Source organism: Kitasatospora sp. NPDC036755 (assembly GCF_040636595.1).
Taxonomy (GTDB): domain Bacteria; phylum Actinomycetota; class Actinomycetes; order Streptomycetales; family Streptomycetaceae; genus Kitasatospora.
The window spans coordinates 1-18,585 of the sequence record NZ_JBEZUT010000173.1 but is presented as its reverse complement, the minus strand read 5'-3'; the positions used below and the strand labels follow the sequence as shown (position 1 = coordinate 18,585).

The following is an 18,585-nucleotide window of genomic DNA, read 5'->3' as shown; positions in this document are numbered from 1 at the left end:
CCGGGAACGCCGAGCGGGCAGGCCGGCCCGGCCGACCGGGCCGACCGGGCCGGCTCAGTACGTCGCGCGGTCGCCGTCGGCGGGCGGCCCGCCGTGGGTGCGCCGCCCGCCGAGCCAGGTGCCGGACACCTCGATCGAGGCCAGCTCACCGGCCGGCACCGCGTACGGATCGGTGGCCAGGTGCACCAGGTCGGCCCGCATCCCCGGCCGCAGCACACCCCACTCGGCCTCCTCGAAGGCCTGGTGCGCGACGCCGGCCGAGTACGCCGCCAGCGCCTCGGTGAGCCCGATCCGCTCTTCGGGCAGCCAGCCGCCCTGCGGCAGGCCGTTCGGGTTCTGCCGGGTGACGGCGGTGGCCAGCCCGGCCAGCGGCTCGTAGCGGGTGACCGGCCAGTCGCTGCCGAAGGAGATCCGGGCGCCGTCGCGCAGCAGGGCGCCGATCCGGTACTGCCGGGAGCCGCGCTCCGGGCCGATCCGGGGCAGGGTGAGCTCGGTCATCAGCGGGTCGGTCTGCGCCCACAGCGGTTCGAAGTTGGCGATCACCCCGAGCTCGGCGAACCGTGGCAGGTCGTCCGGGTGGACCAGCTGGACGTGGGCGATCACCGGCCGGCGGGCACGCGTGCCGTTGCGGCGGACGGCGGCCTCGACGGCGTCCAGCGCGATCCGCACGCCGTGGTCGCCGATCGCGTGGATGTGCGGCTGGAAGCCCAGCGCGTCCACCGCGGTGACGGCCTCCGCCAGTTCGGCGCCGGTCCAGTTGGCGACGCCGTGGGAGTGCGGGCAGTCGCTGTACGGCTCCAGCAGCGCGGCCGTACCGGACTCGATGACGCCGTCGGCGAAGAACTTGACCGCCCGCGCGGTGAGCCGGCCCTGCCCGGCGGCCTCCACCCGGTCGCGGTCGGCGACCAGGCGGGGCAGCCGTTCGCGCCAGCCGTCCGGTTCGAGCAGCAGCGCGAGCCCGGCCCGGACCGGCAGGCCCGCCCCGGCGACGGCCGCCAGCCAGGTGTCCACCTGGGCGGGCTCGACCCAGGCGTCCTGGATCCAGGTGAGCCCGGCGGCGGCGAGCGCGGCGGTGCTCTCCCGCAGTGCGGAGACCTGTTCGGCCAGGGGCGGCGGCGGGACGAGCGCGAGCACGGGGTTGAGCGCGCCGAACTCGCGCAGGGTGCCGAGCGGGCTGCCGTCCGGGCGGCGGACGATCTCGCCGCCCACCGGTTCGGGGGTGTCCGGCCCGTAGCCGGCGCGGCGCAGTGCCTCGCTGTTGGCCCAGCCGGTGTGGTGGTCCATGGTGCGCAGCAGCACGGGCCGGTCCGGTACGGCGGCGTCCAGCACCCGGGCGTCGAACAGTCCTCCCTCGGCCAGCCACGGGTCGACGGCGTCGCCGGTGATCCACTCGGCCTCGGGGTGGCGCCGTGCCCAGTCGCGGACGGCGGCCACGACCTGTTCCTGGCTGGTGCAGTCACGGACGGGTACGCCGCGCAGGCCGATGCCGCCGATCAGCGGGTGGACGTGGCCGTCACCGAAGGAGGGCAGCAGGGCGCCGCCGTCCAGGTCGACGGTCTCGGTGCCGTCGTCGCGCAGGGCAAGGGCGGCGTCGCCGAGGGCGGCGATCCGTCCCGCGCTGACGGCGAGGGCGTGGGTGCGGGGGAGGGCGGGGTCTCCGGTGTGGATCCGGCCGCCGGTGAAGATCGTTTCGGCACGCATGCGGGGGTGTGCGTCCTCTCCGGGGCAGGGCGGGCCGACGCGTGCGCGGCCTGCCTAACCGAATGGGGTTCGGTTACCGTAGGCGCGGCACCGCCGGGTGCGGAAGGGTTTTACTGAAAGCCGTTCAGTAACGCTTGGATAACGACGATCTTGGTCTGTCGGGGGCCGACGAGCCGACGGGCCGGCGGGCCGCCCGGCGGCCGCGAAGGTGAGGAACCGGGCATGCCCAGGCCGCGCACACCCCTGCTGGACCGGCAGCGCATCGTGGACACCGCGCTGAGGCTGGTCGACGAGGCTGGGGACCTGACCATCCCCGCGCTGGCCGGCGCCCTCAAGGTGAGCCCCTCCGCGCTCTACCACCACGTGGCCGGCCGGGCCGAGATCGTCGCCCTGATGCGCGCCGAACTGGTGCGCACGATCGGCGAGCAGTCGATGTGGGACCAGTCCTGGGACGCCGCGCTGCACACCTGGGCGCACGCCTACCGGGACGCCTTCGCCGAACACCCCGGCATCGTCCGGCTGCTCGCCACCGCGCCGCTGGCCGAATCGTTCATGCACGAGCTGTACGAGCGCGCCGTCACCACCCTGGAGGACGCCGGCTTCGCCGCGCGGGACGTGATGGGCCTGATCACCGCCCTGGAGAGCTTCGTCCTGGGGTCGGCGCTGGACCTGGTGGCCCCCGACGTCATGGTGGACGCCGTCGACCGTGCCGCGACCCCGCGACTGGCCGGGGCTCTGGACGCCGTCCCTGCCGGGCGGGAGCGCGCCGACCGCGCCTTCGAACTCGGTCTCACCGCCCTGATCGGGGGCTACCGGGCGCTGCTGGGCTGACGGGCGCCGCTGGGCGGGCGGGGCCGGGCGGGCCGGCGCGTGCGGTCGGGTCGGCGGGTGCGGGTGGGTCGGCGGTGCCGTCGGCCCGGCCCGAGGTCCTTCCGGGTCCATGCCGCGCAAATGAGTCCTCTTATCGCATTTTCAGCCTCGAAACGCACCCGTGCGGCCCGGAACCGGCCAAGGTGCCGCGCCAGGTGGCCGGTGAACGACGCTCCAACGCCCCTGGCCCACCAGCGCCGCCGCCCCCACGCGCGACCTGATGTGCTGTCAGTTCTTGGCCGGAACTGGCCGCTGCTGATGTGAATATGCCATTGGAATGTTCGTCGTACGGAATCCGGCAGTAGCCTTCCGTGGCGAACTAGCCACTGTTGGTGGTGAATCGGATCGGTGCCGCGCTGCGCCCGACCGCCCAGACCCCGCGAAGGAGCCGGTGTGCCCGGTATCGACGAATGCCTCTCCGGAGCGATGGCGATCCCGGGGGCCCGCGCCGCGAGCCTGGTCGACTGGAGCAGCGGGCTCGCGCTCGGCAGCCTCGGCGAGGGTCCGACCGGTGAGCACGAGACCTCCGCCGCGGAGGCGACCGACCTGGTGCGAGCGGCCGTCGAGAGCCAGACCTTCACCGCGGCGGAGGATCCGCGGGCCCTGCTGGAGGACATCATCGTCACCGCAGGCCGCAGCTACCACCTGATCCGCTTCATCGACACGGCCTTCGACAGCAGGCTCGTCCTGCACCTCTGGCTGGACCGCGCGGAGGGCAACCTCGCCGCCGCCCGTTTCCGCCTCCAGGCGCTCACCGAGGAGCTGGTGCTGGGGTGAGCGCGTGACCGCCGCGACCGGCACCGCGCCGCCGCCCGCGGAGTCCGCCACTCCGAGGACCCCGGGCGAGGCGCTCACCCTGCTCGCCGACCGCCGGGCCACCGGCGCCCTGCACGGACCGCTCGGCAGCCTGTACCTGGTCGACGGCCGGGTGGCGGCCGCCGAGTCCCCCCGCGCGCCCGGCCTGGCCGACCTGCTCACCGGCTGCGGCCGGATCACCCCCGAGGGCTGGGCCGAGCTGCTCCGGGAGCACGGCGCGCGGTCGAGGGTCAGTGAGGCGCTCGTCGAACGCGGACTGCTCACCCGGGGGGAGCTCGAACTCGGTCACCTGGGAACGCTGTTCGACGCCGCGTTCTTCGTCCTCGCCGACCCGGGCGGCGGCGCCTGGCGGTTCGAGGCCGACGCCCGGCACTGGCTCGGACCGGTCGCCGAGGTCGATCCGGCCCGGATCCGCCGCGAGGTCGAACGCCGCCGACGGCTGCTCGACGGGATCTGGCCGTGGGGGCAGCTCGACACCGCCCCCGTGCGGCCGACCGAGTGCGGCCGCCGGCCGGCCCATCGCCCGTCCGGCCGTCGACGCCGCGAGCTGCTGGACCACGCGGACGGCCGGCGGACCCCGGCGGACCTGGCCCGGCTGCTCGGCCGCTCCGGCTTCGGCGTCACCGCCGACGTCCGCCGGCTCGCCGCCGCCGGGCTGCTGGACGCCCCGCGCCGCCCGTCGGAGGCCCCCCGGGGCCCGTCGGGCGCCTCGCAGGGCCCGGCCGTCGCTTCGCAGGGCCCGGCCGTCGCGCCGACGGCGACTCCGGTGCCCGGCGAGCCGTCGACGACCGCTCCTGCGCCCGTAACCGCCCCACCGGCCGCGAGCAGACCGGCCGGCGGGCTGCACCGAAGGATCCCCGGCGCCAGCTTTCGGGAGGCCGGCCTCTCCGGCACCCAGGTCGCGGCCGGCCCCGCCTCCGCGCCCGGCCCCGCCTCCGCACCCGGCCCCGCATCCGCCCCCGGTGCGGCCCGCACCGGGGCTCCGGCCGGCACCCCCGCCGGGTCCGAAGCCCCCACGCGCTCCGAACACCCGCCCGCCACGGCAGCGGCCCACCCGCTGGCCGTCCCCGATCCGGACGTCGCGCTGCTGACCCGGATCCGAGACCTTCTGGAGGCCCGACTTTGACCCACTCCCCGCCCGCGACCCCGTTGTTCCGGCCATGAGGCGGGCACTCAAGCAGCGTGTCGGAAGGAGACAACTGATCGCCTTGGAGACCGAGTTGCTCGCCGAACTGCGTGCCGTCAAGCATCGCGTCCCGCACCTCGCGGGTGGCCTGGTGGCCAGCGTGGACGGCCTGTTGATCGCACACGACACCCACGGCACCGAGCCCTCGGGGCTGGCCGCGATGACGGCGGCCTCGCTCTCGCTGGCCCAACGGCTCGCCGACACCACCGGCCAGGGTGAGTTCCGCGAGTCCTTGGTACGCGGCGAGAACGGCTACGTCGCCACCTACGCGGCCGGCGGCAGCTGCGTGCTGACCCTGCTGGCGCACCCGGACGTCAACGTCGGCCGGCTGCACCTGGAGGCCCGTCGCAGCGCCCAGCGCATCGCGGGGCTGCTCAACGACGCCCTGCTGCCCAAGGATCCGCGCGACGCGGGCTGACCGGGGCCGACCGGCCACCGCGCAACCGCACCACCGCCCCGCCGCCCCACCGCACCGCAGAACCGACAATCCGACGAACCACCCGCCACCGAAAGGGAGTTACCCAGATGACCGACGCAGCCGGCGCGCTCAAGCAGGCCATGACCAGCATCGAGGGCGCCATCGGCGCGGCCCTGGTGGACTACAACAGCGGCATGGCGCTGGCCACCCTCGACGGCCCCGGCGGCCTGGACCTCAACGTCGCCGCCGCCGGGAACACCGACGTGGTCCGCGCCAAGATGCGCACCATGGACATGCTCGGGCTCCAGGACGGCATCGAGGACATCCTGATCACCCTGACCAGCCAGTACCACCTGATCCGCCCGCTCACCGGCCGCACCGGCAAGGGCCTGTTCCTCTACCTCGCGCTGGACAAGGCGCGCGCCAACCTCGCGATGGCCCGCCACCAGCTGAGCCGGATCGAGGGCGAACTGGAGGTCTGACACGCGGCCCCGAGGGGCCGCTCCGACACCCGGTCGCGGACGAGTCCGGTTCGCGGAGGAGGTCCGGGCCCGCGGAGGAGCCCGGGCTCGCGGAGGAGCCCGGGTCCGTGGACGAGGCCCCGGCGGCGGCCCAGGCGCCCCGCCGGGCTCCGCCCCCGAGACCTCACTGCTGCGGCAGGTCCGGCCCGACGGCCCGTCCGCGCACCAGCTCGACCGGTCCGCGCGACCGCTCCCGCGCGCCCAGCGCGGCGGCCGTGCGGTCCCAGGACGGTCCGGTCAGCAGTGCCCGCGCCTCCTCCGGAGCGCAGAGTCTCCACTCCACCAACTCCTGCTCCGGCAAAGCGATCGCGTCGAGCATCCGCTCCGTCACCGTGCCCCCGTCGAACACGTAGACCAGGACGGCGGTGTCCTGTCCGGTCGCCGGGTCCGCGGTCGGGTCGGCGGCCGTGCCGGGCTGCCAGTCCAGCGTCAGCAGCGGCCCGGGCTCGACCTCCCAGCCGAGCTCCTCGTGGATCTCCCGCCGGGCCGCAGCCCGGGGCATCTCCCGGTCCGCCTCGACCCCGCCGCCCGGCAGTGTCCAGTGCGGCACCTGCCCGCGCGGCCCGTCCCACGGCCGCAGCCGTACCAGCAGCACCCGCCCGGCGGCGTCGGTGAACAGCGCCCGCGCCTTCGTCCGGATACGCGGCCGGGTGGCGTAGTAGGTCTCGCGGTCCATCGACGGCTCCGGCCGTTCCTCGGTCGAGGGCGTCAGCCCCGGGGCCGCGGCGAGTCCGTCGTAGGCGGGCACCGGCGGGTCGGCGGGCAGCCAGTCGAGCGTGTGTCCGACCGGTCGGCTGTCCTCCAGCTCCAGTGGCCCGGCCTCGCGCGGCGCCCGAAGACAGGCCGTCATCCGGCGGGACAGTCGTGGTGGCAGGGCGTGCCCGGCCTGCTCCGTGGTCAGCCAGGTCCAGCCGCCGACCTCCGCCGCGTCGGGCCGGAACGCGGCGACCTGTTCGGCCGTCAGCGGCTCGGCCCAGTACAGGTAGACGACGATCGGGCGGTCGCCGTCCCGCAGCCGCGCCCAGTCCACCCCGGCCAGCGGCCCGAGTCGGGGCGTGAACCCGAGCTCCTCGCGGATCTCCCGCAGGGCGGTCTCCCGCGGTGACCGGTCCGTCGGCTCCCAGCCGCCGCCCGGGATCGCCACCGGATGCTTCCGGTCGTACGGCAGTCGCACCACCATCACCCGCCCGGCGGTGTCCGGGAACAGCACTCCCGCCGCCGCCATCACCTCCCGGCCGGCCGTGCCCGCCTCCGCCACCCCGACTTCCTCCACCCCGACTTCCTCCACCGCGACTTCCTCCACCCCGGCTCCCTGTGCTCCGGCTGCGTCCACCCCGGCTCCCTCCGTCGCGCTCTCCCCGGACACGACAACCCGGGTCACCCCGATGGTTCCCACCGGGCGCCCCCGCCGACCCCCACGATCGGGCGGACCCCGGCGCGGTGCGCCCGATCGGGCGAGGCCACGCCTCGGGCGCCGCCCCGGCGGCCGCTCATCCGAGTGACGCCAGCGCCTGGGCGGCGGCCCGTGCCATCTGCTCGTCGTGCCGGGCGCTGCCGCCGCGCAGGCGGGCTGCGCCCTCGGCGGCGGCCAGGGCGAGCAGGCCCGGCAGCAGGTCGGTGCTGCGGGCGGCGAGCCAGCGGGTGCCCTGGGTGGCCATCCACCAGAGGTCGGCGGCCGGTCCCGGTGGGGGTTCGGCGGGGGCGGTGGTCGGGGGCGGGCCGAGGGGGTGCCCGGCCTCGGTGAGCAGGCCGTGGAACCGTCGGGCGATCAGGTGGTGGCCCTCGGCACTCGGGTGCAGGCGGTCCACGCTCAGCAGTCGGCGCTCCGCGAGCCAGGGCAGCTCGGCGATGTGCAGGTGTACGGCCCGGTGGCGTTCGGTGAGGGCGTGCACCACGGTGTTGACCGCCCGCATCCGGCGTGCCAGCGGCCGGGCGAGCGGTGCCGGGAGCCGGAGCAGGCTGCCGGGGTCGGGCAGGCAGGCGGTCAGCAATCCGGCGCCTTGGCCGGAGAGTTCACCCATCGTGGCGTCCAACTCCCGTGTGGTGCGCCGGATGTCGAAGCCCGTCCGCAGGGTGTCGTTGCCGCCGACCACCACCGCCGCCAGCTGGGGTCGCAGCGCCAGCGCGGCCGGTAACTGACGATTCGTCAATTCACTGGTGAGTGCTCCGCTGTACGCCAGGTTGGTGAACTCGACCTGCCGGCCTTCCGGTGCCAGTGATCCGGCCAGGACGGCGGCCCAGCCGCGCCAGCCTTCGCCGACCTGGTCCCCGATCCCCTCCGTGAGCGAGTCCCCGAGCGCGACGAAGCGCAGCAGCTCGCCCGCCGCGGGGTGATCCTCCGCCGCCCGGTCACGCCCGGCGTCCAGCATGCTCATCCCGACCCCCGTCCGCCGCGTCGTCGTCGAGTGGGCCGCGCGCTGCCTCGTGCCCGCGCACGCGGTCCGCCGCCCGGCCGTGGCGCACGCCGTGCGCCGCCAGGAACGCCGCCACCGCCGCCGGCCAGCCGTACCGTTCGGCCTGGGCCCGGGCGGCGGCCCGCCGTGTCCGCTCCGGCCGGTCCAGCAACTGCCCCACCGCGGCGGCGAATCCGGCACCCGTGTCGACGGCGGCCACCCCGGCGAGCCCGACCAGGCCGGGCAGCGCGGAGGAGCGGCTGACCGCCACCGGGGTCCCGCAGGCCAGCGCCTCCATCGCGGCCAGGCCGAACGTCTCCACCGGTCCGGGCGCGAGCACGACGTCCGCGCAGCCCAGCAGCCGGGCCAGCTCCGCGCGCCCGCCCAGGTGCCCGAGGAAGCGCACCGGCAGCCGCAGCCGTGCGGCCCGGGCGGCCAGCCGTTCCCGCAATGGGCCGGTGCCCGCCACCACCAGCACCGCGGGCCGTCGCCGGGCCCGCAGGGCGGCCAGCGCCTCGAGCGCCCGCTCGGGCCGCTTCTCCGCCGAGAGCCGCGAGCAGAGCACCAGCAGCGGCTCGTCCGGGGCCGCGTACCGGGCCCGCTGGGCGGCCCGTGCGGCCGACGGCAGCGGGCGCATCGCGTCGAGGTCCACCCCCAGGGGGGCCCGGACCAGGTTCGGGGTGCCGATCCGCCGGAATTCCGCCGCCGCCCAGTCGGTGGTGCAGAGCACCGAGTCGTAGGCGCGGGCGGTGGCCGCGTTGAGCCGGTCGGCCGCCGTGCCAGCCAACGGGCCGGGCAGGCCCCAGGTGCGCAGCAGCCCGGAGGCGCTCTCGTGCGAGACCATGACCGAGCGCACGCCGTGCCGCCGCGCCCAGGCGCCGGTCCAGCGCAGCGTGGTGCGGTCGGACACCTCCAGCCGGTCGGGGGAGAACCTGGTCAGCTCGGCGGCCACCGCCCGCCGGTCGGTGAGCAGCCGGTAGCCGCCGCTGGCCGGCAGCACCGGGCCGGGCAGGGTGACCACCACGCCCTGCTCGGTCTCCTCCTCGGAGCGCCGCTCCCCGGGGACGATCAGCACGGGGCGGTGCCCGGCGGCCCGGTACCCGGCGCCCAGGTGGCGCAGCGCGGTGCGCAGCCCGCCGGAGACCGGGGTGACGAAGTTGGCGAGCCGGACGATCGTCAGGGCCCCGTCCGGCGGAGGAGCCGCACCGCTCGCGGTCGTCCCGTCGGGCGTCAGCGCCCGGTCGTCGGGCAGGAAGGGCGGGGAAGGCGGGGAAGGCGGGGAGGGCAGACAGGGTGGGGAGGGCAGGGAGCAGCCGGAGGGCTCGGAGGGCTCGGAGGGCGCGGCGGTCATGCGGGCAGCTCCTCGGGCAGGACGGGCGCCACCGGCACGGCCGCCGCCGGGGCGGTGGGCGGCAGCGGCACGCCGTGGAACTCGGCCAGCACCTCGGCGTAGTGCCGCAGCAGCAGGTCCCCGACGGCCTCCCAGGTGCGCGCGGTCACCTCGGCCCGCCCGGCCCGCCCGTACGCGGCCCGCCGTACCGGGTCGGTGGCCAGTTCGGCGACCGCCCGGGCCACCGCCGCGGCGTCCCGGGGCGGCACCAGCAGGCCGGTGCGGTGGTGGGCGACGAGGTCGAGCGGGCCGCCCGCGGCCGGGCCGACCACCGGCACGCCGCTGGCCATCGCCTCCTGGATGGTCTGGCAGAAGGTCTCCAGCGGGCCGGTGTGCACGAAGACGTCCAGGGTCGCGAAGCAGCGCGCGAGCTCGTCGCCGGTTCGGCGGCCGAGGAACACGGCGCCCGGCATCGAGGCCTTCAGCCCGGGCGCCGAGGGGCCGTCCCCGACGACCACGACCCGTACCCCGGGCAGCGCCGAGGCCGCCGCGAGCAGGTCGACCCGCTTCTCCGGCGCCAGCCGGCCGACGTACCCGACCAGCACCTCCCCGCCCGGGGCGAGCGCCCGGTGCAGCGCCTCGTCCCGGTGGCGGGGGTGGAACCGCACCGAGTCCACGCCGCGCGGCCACAGCTGCACCCGCGGCACCCCGTGGGCGGTGAGGTCCTGGGCGGCGGGGGTGGAGGGGGCCAGGGTGCGGACGGCCGCCCGGTGCACGGCCCGGATCCGCCGCCAGGCGGCGGCTTCGCCGAGGCCCCGCCCGGCCCGGTAGGCGTGGGCGTACCCGGCGAGGTCGGTCTGGTACACGGCCACGGCGGGAACCCCGAGCCGGGCCGCGACCTGCATCCCGCGCGCGCCGAGCACGAACGGGCTGGCCAGGTGGACGAGGTCCGGCCGGTGCCCGGCAATCGCGGCCGCCAGCTGCCGGCTGGGCAGCGCGATCCGGACCTGCGGGTACCCCGGCAGCGGCACCGACGGGATGCGCACCACGGGAATCCCGTCCGCTGCGGCGCCGCCGAAGGTCTCCGGCGGGCATGCGGCGCCCCGGGCCGGCGCGGGGGTGACGACGAGGGGCTGGTGGCCCCGGCGGACCAGGTGCTCGGCCGTCCGCAGCACGCTGTGGGCGACTCCGTTGACCTCGGGCGGGAAGGATTCGGTGACGATGACGACGCGCATGCCAGTGTTCTGTCCGCGTCCGGCATGCACCCGGCCAAAGGGATCTGTCGTACAGGCGAACGCGGGTCGGCGATTTGCACCGCCGACCCGCGCCCGTCCCGGAGCCCGGTCCGTCAGACCGACCCGGCGGTCTCCTTGAGCTCCGCGTACGGCGCGAGCTTGCGGATCGACTCGATGCTCTTCAGGCAGTCGTCCTTGCTCTCGTGCGGGTCGCCGGTCACCACGATCGCCCCGTTGCTCGCCTTGAGCCGGAACCGGTGCATGCCGCCCTCGTCCATGTACAGCTCGAACTTTCCAGCCATGCCAGAAACAGCCTTCCGCTCGGATGACCCCCTGGCACCGCACCGTAGGGTCAAATCCCTTGTGCGGCACGTCAGATGATCCATCCGAGTGCACGGGTGGAGGGGCGCGCCGACGGGGCGTCCGGTAGTCAGCCCCGCCCGGCGAGCAGTCCGGTGAGAGTGGCGGTCAGGATGCGGGCGAGCCGGGGTTCGACCTCGATGACGGCGTGGGCGAGCCGGGGGTCGCTGCGGTAGAGGGCGGCGACCTCGGTGCCCGGGTTCGCGATCTGCCACATGGCGCCGGCCAGCGAGACGGCGGTGGCGACCAGGTCGACGACGTCCTGCTCGTCCAGGGCGGGCAGCCGCTCGCGGACGGCCGCGCTGATCGGTTGGCGGGCGGCGAGTGTGGCGAGCTTGAAGGCGCGGACCGCGTCGAGCGAGACGTTGCGTTCGAGGTTGAGGGGGGCGTGGGCGAGCAGGTCGCAGAACATCCCGCGGTCGGCGAGGGTGGCGGCGAACGCCCGGGCGACGGCGGCCGGGCCCGGTTCCGCGGTGTCCCGCAGCCGCGTGGTCAGCGCCTCCGACCACTCCGCCCAGCCTTCGGCGGTCAGCCGCAGGAAGATCTCCTCGCGGGTCTCGAAGTACCGCAGCAGCGCCGACTTGTGCATCCCCACGGCCGCCGCGATGTCGGTCAGGGTGATGTCCCTGATGCCGTGCTCGCCGCCGAGCGACCGGGCCGCCGCCAGGATCGCGGCCTCGCGCCGGCGCTTGGCCTCGGGCGAGCGTGCCCGTTGGAACTCCGATGCGTCATCCACCTGCCCATGGTAAGGCAACGTCGTTGCCGTATTAGTGCAACGGCGTTGCGGTAATAACGCAACGGTGTTTTACTAGCGGCATGGAGCAGAAAACGCAGGGGAACAGCGAACAGACCTGGTTCATCACCGGCAGCTCGCGCGGCTTCGGCCGCGCACTCGTCCGTGCCGCCCTCGAAGCCGGCGACCGGGTGGCGGCCACCGCTCGCCGGCCCGAGCAACTCACCGACCTCGTCGAGGAGTTCGGCGACCGGATCCGTCCGATCGCGCTGGACGTCACCGACCCGGCGGCCGCCCGCGCGGCCCTCGCCGAGGCCCGGGCCGCCTTCGGCCGGATCGACGTACTGGTGAACAACGCCGGCTACGCCAACGTGTCGCCGATCGAGACCACCGAGGACGCGGACTTCCGCGCCCAGTTCGAGACCAACTTCTGGGGCGTCTACCACGTCACCAAGGCCGCGCTCCCGCTGCTGCGCGAGCAGAAGGGCGGGCTGGTCGTGCAGTTCTCCTCGATGGGCGGCCGGGTCGGCGGCTCCCCGGGCATCGCCTCGTACCAGGCGGCGAAGTTCGCCATCGACGGCTTCAGCCGGGTGCTGCGCGCCGAGACCGAGCCGTTCGGCGTGCGGGTGCTGGTGGTCGAGCCCAGCGGCTTCCGCACCGACTGGGCGGGCTCCTCGATGGTCGTCCACGACGTGCCGGAGGCCTACCGGGAGACGGTCGGCGCCATGAACCGGCGGATGCGGCAGGGCGGTGCCGGCGCCGCGGGCGACCCGGTCCGGGCCGCCGAGATCCTGGTCCGGGTGGCCAAGCGGCGCGACATCCCCCACCACCTCCCGCTCGGGGTCAACGCGGCGGAGGGCTCGATCGCCATGGACCGGCGGCTCCTCGAGGAGGACGGCAAGTGGCGCGAGGTGGCCCGCTCGGCTGACTTCGCCGAGCCCTACCCGGTCGCCTTCCCGCCGGACTCGACCGACTGAACCGCCCGACTGAACCGCCCGGCCGGACTGCCCGGCGGGCGCGGTCCGCAGGCGCGGTTCGCGGGTGCCGAGGACCGTGGACCGGTGCGCAGGTCGCCGCGCCCGGTCGGGCGCGGCACTGCGGCCCGGCGCGGGGTGGGCGCCGGGCCGCGGGGTCCTCCGGGTTCAGCAGTTGTCGAGGATGCCGGTGAGCGCGTTCTTCTCGGCGCTGTCCACGCCCAGGCCGTAGTACTGCTTCACCTGCACCCAGGCGCGGGCGTAGGTGCAGCGGTAGGAGGCCTGGGGGAGCCACTCGGCCGGGTCGCGGTCGCCCTTGGAGCGGTTGCTGCTCGCGGAGACCAGCAGCAGCTGGGGGCGGGTGACGTCGTTGGCGAAGGCCTGGCGCTGGGCGGTGGTCCAGGCCCAGGCGCCGGAGGCCCAGGCCTCGGAGAGCGGCACCAGGTGGTCGACGTCGAAGGAGGAGGCGTTGGTGGTGGTCGCGCCGTCGTACGGGGAGGACCAGTTGCCGCTGGTGGCCTTGCAGGAGGTGTCGGTGGCGACGTTGCTGCCGTCCCGCTTGACGATCCACTCGCGGGTGTCGCAGGTGCCGCTGATGGTGATCCAGGTCGGGAACAGCGTGCGGTCGTAGGTGTCGCCGTGGGTCTCGGCGGTGGCGGGCATCGCGGCGAGGTAGCTCCGGGCGGTGGCCGCGGAGATCGGGGTCGGCAGGGCTGCCTGGGCGGGCGTGCCGGCGGTGACCACGGTCACGGCGGCGAGCGCGGCGGCGGCCGGTATACAGGACAGGAACCGGCGCACGGGTGTGGTGGGGGCCATGGCGGACGCTCCATCATCAGATCGGATGAACTGCTGAATTGCGTGCGCCAGTGTGGCGAGCCCGTCACCTACGCGGGTAGACGCGGGAAGTGAAATCCTCGTGCACATTGGACGCGCACCGGACAAGTCCGGTGCGCGTCACGGTGGTTCAGGATGATGTGTCCGGTTTTCCGACTGCCGTCGAGGAGTCGGCCGGGACGTCGGCCGGGATGTCGAGCGGGACGTCGGCCGGGATGCCGAGCGGGGCTTGCGCCGAGGCCGCGGCGGGGAGTTCAGTCGCGGCGGCGGCCCGCCATCCAGACGTAGACCAGCACGCCCGCGAACAGGAACAGGACGCCCTGGTAGACGGCGGCGTAGCCGGCCCCGGCCACCAGCCAGAGCGAGAAGCCGAAGGCGCCCAGGCCGAGGATCGCGTCACGCACCAGCCGCCCGCGGTCGACCTTCTCGCCGGCCCCGCGCGCCAGCCAGTACAGCTGGGCAGCGGCGGAGAGCAGGTACGGCACGGTGGCGGTGAAGGTGGTGACCAGCACGAGGATCTCGAAGGCGCCCTTCGCCCCGCTGGCGAAGTTGAGCACGGTCAGCACCGAGGCCAGCGAGACGCCGACCAGCACGCCGAAGGTCGGCACCCCGCGCCGCTCCTTGCCGAAGGCGGCCGGGAACAGGCCGTCCTTGGCGGCCGCGTACGGCGCCTGGGCGGAGAGCAGGGTCCAGCCGTTGAGGGCGCCCGCCATCGAGACCAGCGCGGCGACGGCGATCACGGTGCCGCCCCAGGTGCCGCCGAACATGGCGTCCACGGCGTCCGAGAACGGCGCGGTGGAGTGGACGAGCTGCTGGTGCGCCACGGTGCCGAACACCGCGATCGTGCCGAGCAGGTAGACCACCGCCGCACCGGTGGTGCCGAGCACGCTGGCCCGGCCGACGTTGCGCTCCGGGTTGCGGACCTGGCCGGCGCTCATCGCGGCCGACTCCACGCCCAGGTAGCTGAACAGCAGGATCGCCGCGGCGGCGGACATGCCGCCCGCCCAGCCGTGGCCGGTGCCGTCGAAGGGGCCGAGGTTCTTCGGGTCGAAGAAGAACAGGCCGCCCACCGATACCACCAGCAGGGGGATGAACTTCAGTACGGTGGAGACGAGTTGGACCGCCCCGACGAAGCGGGTGCCGGCCAGGTTGGCCAGTGCCGGTAGCCACTGGAAGGCCAGCGCGGCGGTGATCTCCAGCGGGACGGAGTGGTGCAGCGGCAGCAGCACGTCCAGGTAGCCGACGGCGGCCACGGCGAGTGCGGCGTTGCTGACCCAGGTGGTGATCCAGTACGACCAGGCGGACAGGAAGCCGGCGAAGTCCCCGAAGGCCTCGCGGGCGTAGACGTACGGCCCGCCGGTGCGCGGATTGCGGCGGGCCAGCTGCCCGAAGACCAGCGCCAGCGCGATCGCGCCGACCGTGAGCACCGCGAAGGAGACCAGGCTGACCGTCCCGAACGGGGCCACGGCGGCCGGGATCATGAAGATGCCGCCGCCGATGATGTTGCCCATCACCAGGGCGGTGGCGGTCGCCAGCCCGAAGCGGCGGCCGTTCGGCTTCGGCGTCCGGGCCGGGGGAGCGGAGCCGATCGGCCCCGGGGTCTCCGGGGCACTCGGTCGGAACTCCTGCCGGGGTGCGGCGGGACTGGTCTGCATGAGGGTGGTGCGCCTTTCGTGGTGCTGCTCCGGCAGCCGGTGCGCGCGCTCGGTGGAGCGACATGGAGCGACCGTTCATGCTCCGGCGGGGCGGCACCCCGCTCCAAATCGACGGGATTTGTTCCGTTCGTCGGGTCCGTCACCGCAAGACTTTCGGTCGAGGGGCGATCCGACGGGTACTCGTCCGGCGCCCTCCGCCCGGCTGTTCGACCCGATTCACGGACGTACGACCGGATTCGTCCGGCCGGGGGAGTTGTCTCACCCGAATGCCTCAGCCCGGTTGCGGCGCGCGCCGGAAGCCGCGCGTTCGTGTGCAAACGTGGGCGCGGCGCCTCCCCGGTGGGGCGCCGCCCGGCCCGTCGGACGGCCGAACCGGCCGGTCGGGGCGCGGGCTGAGGACCAGAGACGAACCAAAGGACATCAGATGTCGCTTCGTGGGAAGATCCGCAAGCTCGCCGTGATCGTCGCCGTGGCCGGTGCCGTGGTGGCGGTCCCGACCTCGGCCATGGCGGGGGGCTTCGCTCCGTCGCAGTCGGAGGGCCAGAGCCTGGAGTCGGGCACCGCGGGCGTCGGCCTGTTCGGCCCGCACGCCTCCTGGTTCAACTACGCCGAGCACGGCGAGAGCGACTGCGGCTGCTGATCCCCCTCGTCTTCGTGTCCGAGCCCGGAGGCCGTTCCTCGGCCTCCGGGCTCGGTGCTGCCCCGCGGTTCCCGGGCCTTCCGCTGCTCCCGGGCCCACCGCGGCTCCCCGGCCTTCCGCTGCTCCCGGGCCCACCGTTGCTCGGTGGGCCCGGGGTCACGGCCGTCCCGCGCCGGCGGGCTCCCGCCGGTCCGCCGGGCGGCCGCCGGGACCGCGGACCGTCGCCCGCTCCCGCAGCTCCTTCAGCACCGCGATGTCCATCGCGTGCCCGGTGCCGTCCCCGCCGTGCTTGCGGTCCGGGGTCTCCACCAGCAGCGGCACCCCGGCCGTCTCCGGGTGTTCGAACAGCTCACGGAACGGTTCGGCGCCGATCATGCCCGCGCCGATGTTCGCGTGCCGGTCCTTGCGGGCCCCGACGACGTCCTCGGAGTCATTGGCGTGGATCAGCCGCAGCCGCCCCGGACCGGCCGCGGCGGCCAGGGCGTCCAGCGCGGCCGTCACCCCGCCCGGCTCCGCCAGGTCGTGCCCGGCGGCGAAGGCGTGGCAGGTGTCCAGGCAGACTCCCACCTTCGGGTGATGGTCCAGCGCCTCCACGTACTCGGCCAGCTCCTCCATCCGGGAGCAGAGCGAGCTGCCCTGGCCCGCCGTCGGCTCCAGCAGCAGCCAGGGCGCGTCGTCGCCGAGCCCGTCCAGTTCCTCCAGCAGCGGCCGGACGTCCGCCCGGACCTGCGCCATGGCCTCGGCCCGGCGCGAACCGCCGCCGGGCGCGGTGCCGACCGCCGAGCCGGTGTGCAGGACGACGCCGAGCGCGCCGATGGCGTGGCCGCGGCGCAGGGAGTGCCGCAGCGAGTCCGCCGAGCGCTCCCGGGTGGCCGGGTTGTCCGAGCCGAAGTTGATCAGGTACGGGGCGTGCACCCAGGCCGGGACGCCCCGCTCCGCGCAGGCGGCGCGGAACTCCTCGTCCTGGGCCGGGTTGCCCGGGGGAGTGGCCCAGCCGCGCGGGTTGGCCACGAAGACCTGGACCGTCTCCGCGCCGACCCGGCCCGCGTACGCCAGACCGGTGCCGGCCAGCCCGCGACCGGCCACCGGGACGTGGGCGCCGATCGGGTTGCGGAGGGCGGCGACGGGCGGTACGGGCACGGTGGTCATGACCCCGAGGATGTCACGCGCCCGGGCCCGGCCGTCGCCCGGGCCGCGGTCGGGCCTCGCCGGGGCCGGCCTCGGCGCGACAGGGGCCCGCAGGGAGCCGGCGGAGGGCCGGCAGGTCGGAAGGTTCGGCTCCCGATGACCGGAAGACACGATCCTCTGTGCTCGATCGAGTGAATCCGGCTCGAAGACCCCGGATCGCACCCCCGCTTCCGTCACGATCCGTGACCAGAGGGACCTCGCGACTCCTGAGGAGGCAGCCGTGACCACCGCCGAGCCGGTCGAGACCGTCGACCTGCGCGCCGACCACCTGATCCGCGACCCGTTCACCGCCTTCGCCGACCTGCGCGAGCGCGCCCCGCTCGCCCGCGCCACCATCCCCGGTGTGGAGCCGTTCTGGATCGCCGTCCGCTACCAGGACGTCCGCACCGTGCTGTCCGACCCGCGCTTCGTCAACGACGTGGCCGCCGTCGACGGGCCCGCCCCCGACGGCCCGCTCTGCCCGGACACCCCCGCTGCCTCCGACACCTCCGAAGGCCCCGACGCCCCCGCCCACCGCACCGAGCAGGTCTGGCGCGCCCGCGGCATGCCGCCCGAGTGCGCGAAGTACCTGCGAGCCGGGGTCTTCGGCGCGGACGGCGCCCGGCACCGCCGGATGCGCGGGCTGGTGCACCCCGCCTTCACGGCCGGCGCGGTGGAACGGCTGCTCCCCCGGATCGAACGGCTCGCCGAGGACTACGCCCGGGCGCTGTCCGAGCACGCCGGCCCGGACGGCGTGGTCGACCTGGTCGCGCACTTCGCGTACCCGCTGCCCGTCACGGTGATCTGCGAACTGCTCGGCATCCCCGAGTCCGACCGCCCGCGGTGGCGCCGTTGGAGCTCCTACCTCGGCCGGGGCGCCGGTCCCGGACTGGACGAGGCGCTGCGCGCCATGGTGGCGGCCGCCCGGGAGCTGGTCGAGCGCCGCCGGGCCGAGCCGGCCGAGGACCTGCTCTCCCGGCTGGCCGCCGCGGAGGGCGACACCCTCGCCCCGGTGGAGACCGTCTCGCTGATCCTCAACCTGATCGTGGCCGGCCACGAGACCACGGCCACCCTGATCGGCAACGGTACGGCCGCGCTGCTCGCCCACCCCGAACAGCTGGCGCTGGTCCGGGCCGACCCGGGCCTGCTGCCCGCCGCCGTCGACGAGCTGATGCGCTGGCGCGGCCCGACCATCGGCGGGGTGCCGCGCTACGCGACGGAGGACGTCACCCTGGCCGGCACCCTGGTCCGCAGGGGCGAGGCGGTGATGCCGATCCTGGCCGGGGCCAACCACGACCCGCGGGCCTACACCGAGCCGGAACGCCTGGACGTCTGCCGCGCGAGCGCGTCGGACCGCGCCGGGCACCACGAGGCGCACCTGGGCTTCGGCCACGGGGCCCATCGCTGCCTGGGCGCGGTGCTGGCGCACCAGGAGGCGGTGACCGCCTTCGGCGCCCTGCTGCGGACGTACCCGCGGCTGGCCCTCGCGGTCGGCCCGGAGGCCGTCGAGCGCGGCCCGAACCCGGCGGCCTGGCACCTCGCCGCGCTGCCCGTCCGCCTGGGCCCCCGGGCCGAGGCCTGACCCGGCCCGCCCGACCGCCCCGTAGCGCGCCTGCCGGGCCCGACACACCCGCCCAACCCGACACGCCCGACACACCCGACGCGCCCGGGCCCCACCCCCCGGGGGGCGCGGCGCCCGGGCCCCCCCCCCCCCCCCCGGGGCGGTGAGCCCCCCCCCCCCCCCGGGGGCGG

Annotated in this window: 18 protein-coding genes; 8 read left to right on the top strand and 10 right to left on the bottom strand. The window is 75.5% G+C overall.

Features of this window, described 5'->3' with window-relative positions; all coding sequences use genetic code 11:
• Positions 1–54 precede the first annotated feature (54 nt).
• A complete protein-coding gene (locus AB0E96_RS24435) occupies positions 55–1,701 on the bottom strand; it encodes an amidohydrolase (RefSeq protein WP_359827332.1) in 1,647 nt (548 codons plus the stop codon).
• Positions 1,702–1,923: 222 nt separating this feature from the next.
• Here AB0E96_RS24435 and AB0E96_RS24430 point away from each other — a divergent pair, with 222 nt between their 5' ends.
• From AB0E96_RS24430 to AB0E96_RS24410, 5 genes are all read left to right on the top strand, one after another.
• On the top strand, positions 1,924–2,532 hold the full coding sequence (locus AB0E96_RS24430; RefSeq protein ID WP_359827330.1) for a TetR/AcrR family transcriptional regulator C-terminal domain-containing protein: 609 nt from the start codon (positions 1,924–1,926) through the stop codon (positions 2,530–2,532).
• A gap of 432 nt (positions 2,533–2,964) precedes the next feature.
• Positions 2,965–3,348: a hypothetical protein gene (locus tag AB0E96_RS24425; protein WP_359827329.1), complete on the top strand. Its 384-nt coding sequence runs from the start codon at positions 2,965–2,967 to the stop codon at positions 3,346–3,348.
• Positions 3,349–3,352: 4 nt separating this feature from the next.
• Positions 3,353–4,513 carry a hypothetical protein gene (locus tag AB0E96_RS24420; protein ID WP_359827327.1) on the top strand — a complete coding sequence of 387 codons (1,161 nt, stop codon included), beginning with the start codon at positions 3,353–3,355 and terminating at the stop codon, positions 4,511–4,513.
• Between the two features lie 82 nt (positions 4,514–4,595).
• The gene (locus tag AB0E96_RS24415) at positions 4,596–4,991 is read left to right on the top strand and encodes a roadblock/LC7 domain-containing protein (RefSeq protein WP_359827325.1); all 396 of its coding nucleotides are present in this window, start codon (positions 4,596–4,598) and stop codon (positions 4,989–4,991) included.
• A gap of 107 nt (positions 4,992–5,098) precedes the next feature.
• Entirely contained in the window at positions 5,099–5,473 is a 375-nt protein-coding gene (locus tag AB0E96_RS24410) for a hypothetical protein (RefSeq protein WP_359827324.1), read from the top strand.
• Between the two features lie 163 nt (positions 5,474–5,636).
• On the opposite strand, the gene AB0E96_RS24405 is transcribed toward AB0E96_RS24410, so the two are convergent.
• The 6 genes from AB0E96_RS24405 to AB0E96_RS24380 form a co-directional block, all read right to left on the bottom strand.
• Positions 5,637–6,845: an NUDIX hydrolase gene (locus AB0E96_RS24405; protein WP_359827322.1), complete on the bottom strand. Its 1,209-nt coding sequence runs from the start codon at positions 6,843–6,845 to the stop codon at positions 5,637–5,639.
• A gap of 157 nt (positions 6,846–7,002) precedes the next feature.
• The gene (locus tag AB0E96_RS24400) at positions 7,003–7,887 is read right to left on the bottom strand and encodes an SGNH/GDSL hydrolase family protein (protein WP_359827320.1); all 885 of its coding nucleotides are present in this window, start codon (positions 7,885–7,887) and stop codon (positions 7,003–7,005) included.
• The gene (locus AB0E96_RS24395) at positions 7,862–9,256 is read right to left on the bottom strand and encodes a glycosyltransferase (RefSeq protein WP_359827319.1); all 1,395 of its coding nucleotides are present in this window, start codon (positions 9,254–9,256) and stop codon (positions 7,862–7,864) included. The genes AB0E96_RS24400 and AB0E96_RS24395 overlap by 26 nt, the downstream gene beginning before the upstream one ends.
• Positions 9,253–10,470: a glycosyltransferase family 1 protein gene (locus tag AB0E96_RS24390; protein WP_359827318.1), complete on the bottom strand. Its 1,218-nt coding sequence runs from the start codon at positions 10,468–10,470 to the stop codon at positions 9,253–9,255. The genes AB0E96_RS24395 and AB0E96_RS24390 overlap by 4 nt, the downstream gene beginning before the upstream one ends.
• Positions 10,471–10,583: 113 nt before the next feature.
• A complete protein-coding gene (locus AB0E96_RS24385; protein ID WP_359827317.1) occupies positions 10,584–10,772 on the bottom strand; it encodes a DUF1508 domain-containing protein in 189 nt (62 codons plus the stop codon).
• A gap of 128 nt (positions 10,773–10,900) precedes the next feature.
• Entirely contained in the window at positions 10,901–11,566 is a 666-nt protein-coding gene (locus AB0E96_RS24380; protein ID WP_359827316.1) for a TetR family transcriptional regulator, read from the bottom strand.
• Between the two features lie 80 nt (positions 11,567–11,646).
• Between AB0E96_RS24380 and AB0E96_RS24375 the strand changes: the two genes are divergently transcribed.
• Positions 11,647–12,540: an SDR family NAD(P)-dependent oxidoreductase gene (locus tag AB0E96_RS24375; RefSeq protein WP_359827315.1), complete on the top strand. Its 894-nt coding sequence runs from the start codon at positions 11,647–11,649 to the stop codon at positions 12,538–12,540.
• Positions 12,541–12,705: 165 nt separating this feature from the next.
• Here the strand turns inward: AB0E96_RS24375 and AB0E96_RS24370 are convergent, their stop codons facing one another.
• Together AB0E96_RS24370 and AB0E96_RS24365 are read right to left on the bottom strand one after the other, a co-directional pair.
• The gene (locus AB0E96_RS24370) at positions 12,706–13,353 is read right to left on the bottom strand and encodes an HNH endonuclease family protein (RefSeq protein ID WP_359827313.1); all 648 of its coding nucleotides are present in this window, start codon (positions 13,351–13,353) and stop codon (positions 12,706–12,708) included.
• A 272-nt stretch (positions 13,354–13,625) separates the two neighbouring features.
• Complete coding sequence (locus AB0E96_RS24365) at positions 13,626–15,026, bottom strand: amino acid permease (RefSeq protein WP_359827312.1); 1,401 nt, start codon at positions 15,024–15,026, stop codon at positions 13,626–13,628.
• Between the two features lie 424 nt (positions 15,027–15,450).
• Between AB0E96_RS24365 and AB0E96_RS24360 the strand changes: the two genes are divergently transcribed.
• Positions 15,451–15,666, top strand: coding sequence for a hypothetical protein (locus AB0E96_RS24360; protein ID WP_359827311.1), 216 nt, complete (start codon positions 15,451–15,453; stop codon positions 15,664–15,666).
• A 156-nt stretch (positions 15,667–15,822) separates the two neighbouring features.
• Here AB0E96_RS24360 and AB0E96_RS24355 read toward each other — a convergent pair whose 3' ends face one another.
• Complete coding sequence (locus AB0E96_RS24355; protein WP_359827310.1) at positions 15,823–16,815, bottom strand: deoxyribonuclease IV; 993 nt, start codon at positions 16,813–16,815, stop codon at positions 15,823–15,825.
• 259 nt (positions 16,816–17,074) lie between these two features.
• On the opposite strand from AB0E96_RS24355, the gene AB0E96_RS24350 reads away from it, so the two are divergent.
• Complete coding sequence (locus tag AB0E96_RS24350; protein ID WP_359827309.1) at positions 17,075–18,415, top strand: cytochrome P450; 1,341 nt, start codon at positions 17,075–17,077, stop codon at positions 18,413–18,415.
• Positions 18,416–18,585 lie beyond the last annotated feature (170 nt).